13 protein-coding genes are annotated in these 12,447 nt (G+C 46.0%); 12 read left to right on the top strand and 1 reads right to left on the bottom strand.

Annotation, left to right across the window (positions count from 1 at the left end):
• Positions 1-262: 262 nt before the first annotated feature.
• The 9 genes from ACFQ1X_RS15805 to rsmI all read left to right on the top strand — a co-directional run bounded on the left by ACFQ1X_RS15805 (position 263) and on the right by rsmI (position 6,923).
• Positions 263-1,699: an aminotransferase class I/II-fold pyridoxal phosphate-dependent enzyme gene (locus ACFQ1X_RS15805; protein WP_379083361.1), complete on the top strand. Its 1,437-nt coding sequence runs from the start codon at positions 263-265 to the stop codon at positions 1,697-1,699.
• Complete coding sequence (gene tmk, locus ACFQ1X_RS15810) at positions 1,696-2,340, top strand: dTMP kinase (protein ID WP_144841591.1); 645 nt, start codon at positions 1,696-1,698, stop codon at positions 2,338-2,340. Before ACFQ1X_RS15805 ends, tmk begins: the two co-directional genes overlap by 4 nt.
• A gap of 58 nt (positions 2,341-2,398) precedes the next feature.
• Positions 2,399-2,728: a cyclic-di-AMP receptor gene (locus ACFQ1X_RS15815; protein WP_117302934.1), complete on the top strand. Its 330-nt coding sequence runs from the start codon at positions 2,399-2,401 to the stop codon at positions 2,726-2,728.
• An 80-nt stretch (positions 2,729-2,808) separates the two neighbouring features.
• The gene (gene holB / locus ACFQ1X_RS15820; protein WP_144841592.1) at positions 2,809-3,801 is read left to right on the top strand and encodes a DNA polymerase III subunit delta'; all 993 of its coding nucleotides are present in this window, start codon (positions 2,809-2,811) and stop codon (positions 3,799-3,801) included.
• Between the two features lie 3 nt (positions 3,802-3,804).
• Positions 3,805-4,617, top strand: a complete 813-nt coding sequence (locus tag ACFQ1X_RS15825) for a PSP1 domain-containing protein (RefSeq protein WP_144841593.1) — start codon at positions 3,805-3,807, stop codon at positions 4,615-4,617.
• Positions 4,618-4,627: 10 nt separating this feature from the next.
• Positions 4,628-4,990, top strand: coding sequence for a DNA replication initiation control protein YabA (yabA, locus tag ACFQ1X_RS15830; RefSeq protein ID WP_084242258.1), 363 nt, complete (start codon positions 4,628-4,630; stop codon positions 4,988-4,990).
• 73 nt (positions 4,991-5,063) lie between these two features.
• The gene (locus ACFQ1X_RS15835) at positions 5,064-5,801 is read left to right on the top strand and encodes a tRNA1(Val) (adenine(37)-N6)-methyltransferase (RefSeq protein WP_144841594.1); all 738 of its coding nucleotides are present in this window, start codon (positions 5,064-5,066) and stop codon (positions 5,799-5,801) included.
• A complete protein-coding gene (locus tag ACFQ1X_RS15840; protein ID WP_144841595.1) occupies positions 5,788-6,057 on the top strand; it encodes a GIY-YIG nuclease family protein in 270 nt (89 codons plus the stop codon). Before ACFQ1X_RS15835 ends, ACFQ1X_RS15840 begins: the two co-directional genes overlap by 14 nt.
• Complete coding sequence (gene rsmI / locus ACFQ1X_RS15845; protein ID WP_144841596.1) at positions 6,054-6,923, top strand: 16S rRNA (cytidine(1402)-2'-O)-methyltransferase; 870 nt, start codon at positions 6,054-6,056, stop codon at positions 6,921-6,923. Before ACFQ1X_RS15840 ends, rsmI begins: the two co-directional genes overlap by 4 nt.
• Before the next feature lie 37 nt (positions 6,924-6,960).
• Here rsmI and ACFQ1X_RS15850 read toward each other — a convergent pair whose 3' ends face one another.
• Complete coding sequence (locus tag ACFQ1X_RS15850) at positions 6,961-7,239, bottom strand: AbrB/MazE/SpoVT family DNA-binding domain-containing protein (RefSeq protein WP_084242246.1); 279 nt, start codon at positions 7,237-7,239, stop codon at positions 6,961-6,963.
• 332 nt (positions 7,240-7,571) lie between these two features.
• Here ACFQ1X_RS15850 and metG point away from each other — a divergent pair, with 332 nt between their 5' ends.
• The 3 genes from metG to ACFQ1X_RS15865 all read left to right on the top strand — a co-directional run bounded on the left by metG (position 7,572) and on the right by ACFQ1X_RS15865 (position 11,914).
• Complete coding sequence (gene metG, locus ACFQ1X_RS15855; RefSeq protein WP_144841597.1) at positions 7,572-9,533, top strand: methionine--tRNA ligase; 1,962 nt, start codon at positions 7,572-7,574, stop codon at positions 9,531-9,533.
• Between the two features lie 191 nt (positions 9,534-9,724).
• Positions 9,725-10,501, top strand: a complete 777-nt coding sequence (locus ACFQ1X_RS15860) for a TatD family hydrolase (protein ID WP_144841598.1) — start codon at positions 9,725-9,727, stop codon at positions 10,499-10,501.
• A gap of 78 nt (positions 10,502-10,579) precedes the next feature.
• Entirely contained in the window at positions 10,580-11,914 is a 1,335-nt protein-coding gene (locus tag ACFQ1X_RS15865) for a ubiquitin-like domain-containing protein (RefSeq protein ID WP_379083367.1), read from the top strand.
• The last annotated feature ends 533 nt before the right edge of the window (positions 11,915-12,447 follow it).

Here is a 12,447-nt window from a genome sequence, read left to right on the forward strand (position 1 = left end):
TGCGCCGATGGTAGTTGGGGGTTTCCCCCTGTGAGAGTAGGACGCCGCTGGGCAGTCAACAAGAAGGTCGTCACCGCGCAAGCGGTGGCGGCCTTTTTTGTCTTTTAAAGAATGTTTTTGTTTTCATTTGGAGGTGGAAGGCTTCTAGAAATAAATCTTTCAGTAGAAGTACTGAAAGAATGTTTTTCTTAAATCGCCTTTTCCATTTGCAGCGTAAATTCGTTATAATAGTAGGAATAAGAAAGATGTGAGGATGGACTATATGACGCAACGACGCCCGTTAGTGGAAGCGTTAAAAAATTTTCAGCAACAGCGACCCGTTTCTTTTCACGTACCAGGTCATAAACATGGCGTATTGTCAGGGTTGCCGGATGAAATTCGCTCTGCTCTTCAATATGACCAAACAGAATTAAGCGGTTTGGACGATCTGCATTATCCGGAAGGTGTAATCAGGGAAGCACAGAATTTATTGGCCGAGGCTTATGGAACTGAACGGAGTTTCTTTCTGGTGAATGGGTCGACCAGTGGAAACATGGCGATGGTTCATGCGGTTTGTAAAGAAGGAGACCGCGTATTGGTTCAGCGGAATTCACATAAATCAATATTTCATGCACTGGAATTGGCCAAATTGCGACCGGTTTATCTAACACCGGAATGGGGACAGTCATCACATAGTGCAGAGGGGTTGTCGGTGGAAACGCTAAAAGACGCCCTCCGGGAATATCCGGAAGCAAAAGCATTGATTTTGACCTATCCCAACTATTACGGCATGGTTGGTATGGAAATGAAAGACATTATAGAATATTGCCATCAGTTTAATATGCCAGTATTGGTCGATGAAGCCCACGGCGCTCATTTGTTGGCCGGGCCTCCGTTCCCACAGTCAGCGCTGGCTTATGGTGCTGATGCCGTGGTGCAGTCGGCACATAAGACATTGCCGGCTATGACGATGGGATCTTTTTTACACATACAGGGAGAGCGCATCAATGTGAATAAAATCCGTAAATATTTGCGGATGTTCCAATCCAGCAGTCCATCTTATTTGATAATGGCTTCGTTGGACGACGCCCGTTCTTATATTCAGACGTATTCCAATCCGGATATACAATATTTTGTAGAGAAACGAAAGCTTTTTACAGACAGTCTGAAAACGATTTATGGACTTGAGCTATTTGAATCGGATGATCCGTTGAAAATGATGCTGAGAGTGGAAAACTATAATGGTTTCAGACTTCAGGAAAAAATGGAGGAAATGGGCGTTTACGCTGAAATGGCGGATTCGCGGCAAGTTGTAGTGATTTTGCCATTATTAAAGCAGGGCCATACATACCCTTTTGCGGAAATAAGAAGCCGGATCAGGGAAGCCGTCCAGAAACTGCGAAAAGAACAGCCAGATTCAAAGCTGCTTATAACGCCACAGGAGATGGTTTCGATCAGTGAACCGGACATTTCATATGAGGCCATTGGTTTGGCTGATTCGGAATGGATATCCTATACACAGGCAATAGGTCGTTACTCGGCAGCGATGGTAACACCGTATCCTCCCGGGATCCCTCTGATATTGCCTGGGGAAGTATGGACGCAAGGGAAAATAGAACAATTAATGGACCATCTTGCAGCCGGCGCGATGATTCAGGGAGAACATAATTTAGCTGACAAGCAACTTTCTGTTATTCAGCATGGAGGCAATAATCAATGAATAAACCAGGATATTTTATTACGATTGAAGGGCCGGAAGGGGCAGGTAAAACAACTGCTATTGAGCAAATGATGAATCGTCTCCAAGAGTTGGGCGTAAGCGTGGTATTGACGCGTGAACCGGGAGGCATTGAAATTGCTGAAAAAATCCGTGAAGTGATTTTGGATAAAAATCATCTAGCGATGGATGGGCGCACAGAGGCTCTGCTATACGCCGCTGCCCGCCGCCAGCATCTGGTGGAGAAGGTTGTGCCAGCGCTGCAGCAAGGCAAAGTGGTGCTGTGCGACCGGTTTATCGACAGTTCGCTTGCTTATCAGGGATATGCCCGTGGTCTCGGTATTGATGAAGTTCTTTCAATCAATGAATTTGCCATTCAGGATACCTGGCCGGATTTGACCCTATTATTCGATGTAGCGCCGGAGACCGGCCTGCAAAGGATTGCGGCCAACAGCGGAAGAGAGCAGAACCGGTTGGATATGGAGAAATTGCCGTTCCACCAAAAAGTATACGAGGGCTACCAGGAGGTATCACGGCGCTATCCTGAACGCATTGTGAAAATCGATGCCGCAAAAGAGCCGGAAGAAGTAGTGGCCGATGCAATGGCAGTGATAAAGAAAGGCATGGAAAGTTATACAGCGTAATTAATTGTTCGTGTTATAATTATATAGAAGAAACACAAATAAAAAGGAGTGAGTGCTGATGAAACTCGTCGTTGCAGTTGTACAGGACCAAGACAGTAACCGATTATCCAACGCTTTGACAAAAAATGATTTCCGGGCTACCAAGCTTGCCAGTACAGGAGGGTTTTTGCGCTCAGGGAATACAACTTTTTTAATCGGGGTGGATGATGGCCTCGTTCCAAAATTGATGGATTTGATCCGTGAAAATTGCCGATCCCGGGAACAGATGGTTGCACCTGTTTCGCCAATGGGTGGAAACGCGGATTCGTATATACCATATCCAGTGGAAGTGGAAGTGGGTGGCGCCACAATTTTCGTGTTGCCAATCGAACAATTCCATCATTTCTAATTAGCGTTGTACCATAAAATATATGACACCCGTGCTCCTTTGGAACACGGGATTTTTTTAAAAAGGCGGAAGGTGAAACCGTGCAGATGACTACCGAAGAATTCCAGCAACTGCAGCCGATTGTAATGAAGAAATTGCAGGGGGCTTTTGAAAAAGGGCGGCTGGCACATGCCTTCCTTTTTGAAGGGCCAGCCGGTTCCGGCATAAAAGAAGTGACACATTTCTTTGTAAAGCTGTTGCTGTGCGAAAATCCGCAACAGAATGTTCCATGTGGAACATGCAGAAGCTGCCATTTATATGATTCGGGCAACCATCCGAACATCGTTTTTATTGAGCCGGATGGCCAAAACATCAAGATTGACCAGATTCGGGAACTGATATATCGGATGAATAAAACGGGTCTCAATACGGGCCGTAAGATTTACGTCATCCAGGAAGCGGATCGGATGAATAACGCTTCCGCCAATGCTTTGCTGAAATTCTTGGAGGAACCGGAATTTAATGTTACCGCCATTCTGCAGACGGAACGATTGAATGCCATCATGAGCACAATCCGTTCCCGCTGCCAGCTTGTGTCGTTTCAGCCGTTGTCACGGCCAGTGTTGATGGAAAAGCTGATAAGAGGTGGCATGACCGCTTCGATGGCGGCAACAGTCAGCATGCTGACACAAAGTGAAGAAGAAGCCCTGGCCTTGAGTGCGGACGAACAATTTCCACTGGCCAGAAAAACTGTTTTGAAGATGGTGGAAGTGGTCAGCAGCAATGTCCATGAAGCACTTTTGATGGTGCAATCGGACTGGCTTCCGCTGTTCAAGGAAAAAGAAGATACCGAAAGAGGCCTGGACATGTTATTATTTGCATATCGGGACATTGCTTCGGTAAAGGCAGGACTCGAGACAGCAAGAACGTATCCGGATATGGAAGAAACTTGGAAGCAGATGGCTCTTCAGCGTTCTTTTACTGTGTTGTCAGCACAGCTGCAGGCGATTTTACAGGCTAAGCAGCAATTGCCTCGCAATATGAACCGGACGCTGCTGATGGAGCAACTAATGCTGAATCTGCAGGAGGGGTAAAAATTGTATAATGTTATAGGTGTCCGCTTTAAAAAAGCGGGTAAAATATATTATTTCGATCCAGGTGAATTTACGATCGAAAAAGACGATTATGTCATCGTGGAAACAGCGCGCGGCATAGAATACGGTAAAGTAGTAGTACCGGTCAAGACGGTCGGTGAAAATGACGTGGTTTTGCCGCTTAAACAAGTGGTGCGTGTGGCAAGTGAGCGTGACCGCCAACAGGTGGAAGACAACCGCCAGGAAGCGCAGCAGGCTTTTGAAACAGGTACAGGCAAAATCGAAGAACATCGGCTCGATATGAAACTGGTGGATGTGGAATACACATTCGACCGCAATAAAGTGATCTTTTATTTCACTGCGGAAGGCCGTGTCGATTTCCGGAACCTGGTCAAGGACCTGGCGTCGATATTCCGGACACGCATCGAATTGCGCCAGATCGGTGTGAGGGATGAAGCGAAAATGTTAGGCGGCATCGGCCCTTGCGGACGGATGCTTTGCTGTTCGACATTCCTGGGTGATTTTGAACCGGTTTCGATCAAGATGGCGAAAGATCAGAATCTATCTTTGAATCCATCGAAAATCTCAGGTCTGTGCGGACGTTTGATGTGTTGCCTCAAATATGAGAACGATGAATATGAACAGGCGAAAAAAGAGATGCCGGATGTCGGCAGCCGTGTTTCGACACCGGACGGCGATGGCCGTGTGGTCGGGATGAATATTCTCGAGCGCGTATTGAAAATTCGTCTTTCTGAGCAGGATCAGACACTTGAATATGCATTAAGTGAGATAATGGACCAAGGAACGAGAGCGTGAGGTGGTTGGTGTGAAAGATAAGAATTTTTTGGACACAGTCATGGATTTTGAGCAGCAGCTCGAATCGATGCAACAGCAATTTCGCGAACTGAAAGCAGTGGTGGCGCATACGATGGAAGAACATCATGCGCTGCAGCTTGAAAATCATCATTTGCGTGCACGCTTGGATGAACTTCATGAAGCTGTTCCGGAAGCTGCTGCGGCTGTGGATCCTGTAAAACTCGAAAGAGCGGTAATGGATATCGGCGAAGGCTATGACAACCTGGCACGCCTTTATCACGAAGGTTATCATGTCTGCCATGTGCATTTCGGCAGTTCACGAAAAGGTGATGATTGCCTGTTCTGCCTTTCATTTTTAAACAAGCAGAATTGATGGCAAAATCAACAAAAGCTTCCGTCACTTTGCGTGGCGGCAGCTTTTTGTTTTGTTAAAGGAGTTGAATTTTATGCTGTTGGACGACGAACGGCTGGATTATTTACTGGCGGAGGAATTAAGAATCATTCAAAGCCCTTCCGTATTTTCGTTTTCGCTGGATGCGGTTTTATTGGCACGTTTTGCTTACCTGCCGTTGAAGCGCGGAAAGGTTGTGGATCTGTGCACCGGTAACGGAGCAATTCCGCTGTTTTTAAGTGCGCGGACGGAATCACAGATCATTGGCGTCGAGCTGCAGGAGCGCCTTGTCCATATGGCGCAGCGCAGTGTTGCCTATAACGGGCTTGAATCGCAAATCAGCATTCTGGAAGGTGATGTGAAGACGATTCCGGAGACGCTCGGTTTTGAAAAATACGATGTAGTGACCTGCAACCCGCCTTATTTTCCAGCGGATAATATGAGTGATAAAAACATCAGTGAACATATGGCGATAGCACGGCACGAATTGCACTTGACGCTGGACGAAGCGGTGCGTTCCGCGAGCCAATTGTTGAAGCAGGGCGGGAAGGCGGCGTTTGTCCACCGGGCAGGCCGCCTGATCGACTTGATCACGGCAATGCGTGCCAACCGGCTGGAGCCGAAACGGGTGCGGCTGGTATACCCGAAAGCCGGAAAAGAAGCGAATACGTTATTAATAGAAGGAATAAAGGACGGCAAGCCGGACCTGAAAATCCTGCCGCCGCTGATTGTCTACGGAGACGACGGGGAATATACGGAAGAAGTGCGGGAAATGCTTTATGGAGACAACTAGTCATTATTTTTATGTGCTGGAATGTGCGGACAGCTCCTATTACGCCGGATATACAAACGATCTGCAGAAAAGGCTGGAGACCCATAATTCCGGAAAAGGCGCAAAATATACACGCGCGAGAGGGCCTGTGCGAATGATTCATTTTGAGGAATTTGACACAAAGCCTGAAGCGATGAAGGCGGAATACGCCTTCAAGCAATTAACGAAAGCGAAAAAAGTCCGTTACATTGCTGACGGAGAGGAGGGAGCCCGATGAAATCTCAGAAAAGTTTCCAGGAAACAATCGCCACTTTGTATCTGGTAGCGACGCCGATTGGCAATCTCGAAGATATCACGGTCCGCGCGCTGCGCATTTTAAAAGAAGTCGATATCATCGCGGCGGAAGATACACGAAACACGAAAAAACTTTGTAATTACTTTGATATTCAAACAAAGCTTGTCAGTTACCATGAACATAATCAGGAAAGCGGCGGCTACAAGATCCTCGCCCATCTGGAAGAAGGCCGATCAGTCGCCCTTGTCAGTGACGCGGGCATGCCGTGCATTTCCGATCCCGGCGAAGATGTCGTCAAACGGGTCATTGAAGCAGGTTTTTCGGTCGTGCCGATTCCTGGGGCCAACGCAGCGCTCAGTGCGCTGATTGCGTCGGGCATCGCGCCGCAGCCTTTCCAATTCTATGGTTTTCTGTCGCGCAGCAAAAAAGAGCGTCAGGCTGAACTCGAACAATTGAGCCAAAACCGGGAAACGCTCATATTTTATGAAGCACCGCACCGGCTGAAGGAATGCCTGAAAAGCATCCAGAAAAACTTTGGCAATGAACGGCGGATTGTCCTGGCGCGTGAAGTCACGAAGAAATTTGAGGAATTTCTTCGTGGAACGGTGGAAGAAGCTGTGGCATGGGCGGATGCCAATGAAGTCCGGGGTGAATTCTGCCTCGTCATTGAAGGCAATGCAGCGCCCGATGTGGTCGAGACATCAAACTGGTGGGAAATGCTGTCGATAGAAGAGCATGTTGAAGCGGTGATGGAGCGGGAGCAATTAACTTCAAAAGAAGCCATCAAGAAGGTATCGGCGGATCGGAAAATGTCGAAACGGGATGTGTACCAGGCATTCCATACCTAAAAAAACCGGAACGCTTGATGCGTTCCGGTTTTAAAAATTATTTTTTAAGGTTGCCTTGGATTTCTTTCATCAGCATTTCTGCACCTTCAGAACTCAAGACTAATTTACCGCCGACAAGTTTCATGTTGTCGTCTGATACTTCACCTGTTACAGCGCAAGTCATATTCGGCATGTATTTTTTCAAGATGATCTTGTCGTCATCGACATAGATTTCCAAAGCGTCTTTTTCTGCGATCCCCAATGTGCGGCGCAATTCGATTGGAATAACTACACGGCCCAACTCGTCAACTTTACGTACGATACCTGTTGATTTCATAAAATTCGTCCCCCTTTGTAATTTTTAGATACATTCGCCAAAATTCGACAATTACCACTTCCTGTCATAAAGCATACCAACTACTGTCCTCCAGGTCAATAAAAAACTATCGAATTTATAATGAAATTACATAATTTATGGAATTTTTTCCATACGAATAAAAAATGAAACTCTGATGAATATTAACTCCTCAGCAAATGGAAAATTTTTGCAATAATATAAGTATAGTAATTTTACAAATAATGCTTGTTAAGCCCGCAGATTGAAACGTTGTATAAAATTGCGGATTTCGTTAAAATGAACTTTATACAAACATACTGGAGGAATTTTTCGTGACTGCTAACAAAGATACATTTTATTTGACCACGCCGATTTATTATCCAAGCGGAAAATTCCATATTGGAACTGCTTATACAACCGTCGCTTCTGATGCAATGGCCCGTTACAAGCGATTGCGCGGCTATGACGTCCGTTTTTTGACGGGCATGGATGAACATGGCCAGAAAATTGAAGAAAAGGCGAAAGAAGCCGGCCTTGCTCCGCAGAAATATGTGGATGGCATGGCGGAAGCGGCCCAAAGTGTCTGGAAAACGATGGACATCAGCTATGATGATTTTATCCAGACGACGGAAACACGACACAAAGAAGGCGTTGAGAAGATTTTCCAGAAGTTCCTGGATAACGGCGACATCTATAAAGGGCATTATGAAGGCTGGTACTGCACACCTTGTGAATCTTTTTATACGGAAAGCCAGCTGGAAAACGGTAATTGCCCGGATTGCGGCCGTCCGGTCCATAAAGTGAAGGAAGAGTCATATTTCTTTAATATGAAGAAATACGCTGGACGTCTCCTTGATTATTATAAAAATAACGTTGAATTTATCGAGCCTGAATCGCGGAAAAACGAAATGGTCAATAATTTCATTAAACCGGGGCTCGAGGACCTGTCCGTTTCCCGCACCTCGTTCGACTGGGGGATCCCGGTTCCGGGAGATCCAAAGCACGTGATTTATGTGTGGGTGGATGCATTGTCGAATTATATTACGTCTCTCGGCTACGGTTCGGAAGACGATTCGCTGTTCAATAAATACTGGCCGGCGGACGTTCATGTAGTCGGCAAGGATATCGTCCGTTTCCATACGATCTACTGGCCGATCTTCCTGATGGCGCTCGATTTGCCATTGCCGAAAAAAGTCTTTGCACACGGCTTCATCATGATGAAAGACGGCAAAATGTCGAAATCAAAAGGCAATGTCGTTTATCCGGAAATGCTGGTTGAGCGTTATGGCCTTGATGCAACGCGTTATTTCCTGTTGCGCGAGCTGCCATTCGGTTCTGACGGCGTATTTTCACCGGAAGCGTTCATTGAACGGACGAATTATGATCTCGCCAATGATCTTGGGAATTTATTGAACCGCACCGTCTCCATGATCAATAAATACTTTGACGGCAATGTGCCGGAAGTTTCCGGCCAAAAGACCGAATTTGATGCAACGCTACAGCGGGTTGCGAAAGAAACGGTCGAAGTTTACGAGAAGCATATGGAAAAAATGCAGTTCAGCATGGTGCTGAGCGAAGTTTGGACATTGATTTCCAGAACGAATAAATACATCGATGAAACACAGCCGTGGGTGTTGGCGAAAGATGAGGAAAGAAAAGATGAACTTGCTTCTGTCATGGCACATCTGGCGGAAAGCCTGCGCATGACGGCGGTCATGCTGCAGCCATTTCTTCCGAATGCGCCGAAACAGATCATTGAACAACTTGGTTTGTCAGAAGACTATCTGTCATGGGAAACTTTGGACAGCTTCGGCAAAATCCCTGCGAATACGAAAGTCGTGGCTAAAGGAACACCGATTTTCCCTCGTCTCGAAATCGAACCGGAAGTAGAGTTTATCCGCAATGAAATGCGTGGCGGTGCACCGGCTGCGGAGCCAGAAGAAGAAATCGTGGAAGATGTTCCGGATGTGCCGGAAATTACGATTGATGATTTTACGAAAGTGGATCTGCGGGCGGCGACTGTCATTGCCTGTGAGCCTGTTCCCAAAACATCGAAACTGCTGAAATTGCAGCTCGATATGGGTTATGAGCAGCGTCAGGTGGTGTCCGGAATTGCGGAACATTATAAGCCGGAAGAACTGGTCGGCAAAAAAGTGGTGGTTGTAGCCAATCTCAAACCGGTGAAGCTGCGGGGCGAATTGTCCCAGGGCATGATTCTGGCAGGAGAGAAAGACGGCTACCTGACATTGGCCTCCATTGCTGAAGGCCTGCCAAATGGCGCAAAAATAAAATAAATTCGTTTCTGAAGATGGTCCGCTTGACTGAGCGGACCATTTTTATTATGGTGAATTTTGCGGTCTTTTTCGGAGTCTATCCGGGCAAAATGACACACAAAAAAGATGTTTTGTTATACAAATGTAATGTTGCTGAGAAGAAAGAAATGAAGTTTACGATTAAAATAAAGCTTAGTGTAAGGAGAATGCATATGTTTATTGATACCCATGTACATTTAAATGCTGACCAGTACGATGATGATCTGAAAGAAGTTATCGAACGTGCATTACAAAATAATGTTACAAAAATGATTGTAATCGGATTTGATCGGAAAACAATCGAACGGGCAATGGCATTGATAGAGGAATACGATTTCCTTTATGCGGTGATCGGCTGGCATCCTGTAGATGCAGTTGATTGCACAGATGAAGATTTGAAATGGATCGAAGAACTTTCTTCCCATCCGAAAGTGGTAGGAATCGGTGAAACGGGACTTGATTACCATTGGGACAAATCTCCTAAAGAAGTACAGCAGGAAGTGTTTCGCAAGCAGATACAGCTGGCGAAAAAAGTCAAACTGCCCATCATCATCCATAACCGTGAAGCGACGGAAGATGTGCTGACAATCCTGAAAGAAGAAAACGCGGCTGAAGTCGGCGGCGTCATGCATTGCTTCGGCGGCAGCGTCGAAACGGCACAGGTGAGCATCGACATGAATTTCATGATCTCCCTTGGGGGTCCGGTGACATTCAAAAATGCCAAGAAGCCGAAAGAAGTGGCTGAGCAGATTCCGCTGGAACATCTGTTGATCGAAACAGACGCGCCATATCTCGCACCTCATCCTTACCGCGGAAAACGCAATGAACCTTCCTATGTAACGCTGGTGGCGGAAGAAATCGCAAGACTGAAAGAGTTGCCGGTGGAAGAAGTGGCAAAAATCACCACACAGAATGCGGAAAAATTCTTTAAATTGAATGACAGCAAATAAATGGATAAGAAACCGTTCGAATTGACATGCATAAAATGAGTCTATATAATCACACAGGTGAATAAGGAGGAGTTACATTTGACGAAAGAAGAAGAGGATAACAATTACTCAACAATAAAATCATCCAAAAAGAAGTCCATTATCATTTCATTGGCAACGGTGCTTATGTTTGCCGCAGTAATGGCTTTTGCAATTTATGAAGGCACTAAAAATACGGTGACCATGATTTCCACTGGTGAAAAAGAAGAAGTGAAAACGCATTCTGAAACAGTAGGTTCATTTCTTGAAGAACAAGGAATCAAAGTAGGGCAGGATGACTATTTGAGCCATACAGCAGAGGCTTCGATTGATAAAGATATCGTAATCGAATGGACGGAAGCGGATCAGTTCACTGTCACAGTGGACGGCGAGTCGACTTCGGCCTGGACTACTTCGAATACAGTTGAAGATATTTTGGCAAAAGCAAACATCGAAGTAACTGAACACGATAAAGTAACACCTGCACTTGATGCGGAAGTAGACTCAGAAACTGCAATATCTGTTGAAAAAGCATATGAAGTTACAATTCTTGATGGACTTGAAGAAAAGAAGATATGGTCCACTTCGACTACGGTCGCTGACTTTTTAAAACAGCATAAAATTACTTTGGGCGATCTCGATCGCGTGGAAAAAGAAATGGATGAATTAATCCTTCCCGGATCTCAAGTTAAAGTTGTTCGTGTAGAAAAGGTCACCGATGTAGTGGAAGATTCAGTGAAGTTCGCGAAAGAAACCAAAAAAGATTCTACTCTTTTAAAAGGATCTGAAAAAGTGGTTCAAAAAGGCGAAGATGGTCTTGTTGAAAAGACTTATGAAGTTGTAATGGAAAATGGAGAAGAAGTAAAACGGGAACTAAAAGAAGAAAAAGTAGTGAAAGAAGCGAAAAAACAAGTGGTAGCAGTTGGCACGAAAACAGTTGTCGCAAGCATTTCCCGCGGCGCTGATAACAAAGCTTCTGCTCCAGCACAGAAAAAAGAGGCTGCACCGGCACAGAAAAAAGCCGCTGCAACTTCCAAACCGGCTGCTACTTCAACAAAAACGACAAAAACTTCTGCTCCGGCTCAAAGCGCGCCGGCATCAAGCAGCCGTGAATTCTATGTATCCGCAACTGCTTATACAGCATTTTGCAATGGCTGTTCCGGCATTACGGCAACAGGCATCAACCTGAAAGCGAATCCGCACCTGAAAGTGATCGCGGTTGACCCTTCTGTAATCCCACTCGGTTCAAAAGTTTGGGTTGAAGGATATGGACATGCCATCGCGGGCGACACTGGTGGAGCAATCAAAGGCAATAAAATCGATCTGTTCATGCCTGACCGTTCTGCAGCATTGGCATTCGGCCGCAAACAGGTTAAAATTAAAGTTCTGGATTGATAATGAAAATGGAAAGCTTTCCCGGGGCAGCCCGGGAAAGCTTTTTACATGTTCAGCCGGAAAAGAGTAAACTATAGATGTTGAAATAAATAGCTACAGTAGCAGATATTCCGCAAAACAGCTTGCTTGCCGCGGGCTTGCGTCGAGCTAACTCAAACCCCTGTGCTCCTGCATCGCTTCGCTAGCTTCGTCGCAAAGCGTCGGCCGAACTACTTTCGGCCAACACTTGGCTAACGCCCGAGTGGATCTCGCCACTTCGCTGGTCCCGCAGGCGTCTTCGCTGTTTTGCTTCACATCTTAGTGTCTCTCTTCACGTAAGTTAATCACCCAGCGCCAGCGCGGCTCAGGACGGGGCGAAGCAATAAGACGAGTGTTCTTCTCGACTTATTGCGGGAGCTTAGTCCAAAGCGCTGAAGCGGTTTTAAATAATTCCGTTTGTCAATTTAAGCTAGACAGATCGACTCCATTCAGGTGACTCAAAAATGCCTCCAGGGGCGTACGGTAATCCAGCGACTTCCGCGGGATGTTATTCC

The organism is Metaplanococcus flavidus (genome assembly GCF_042675885.1).
GTDB classification, from domain to species: domain Bacteria; phylum Bacillota; class Bacilli; order Bacillales_A; family Planococcaceae; genus Planococcus; species Planococcus flavidus.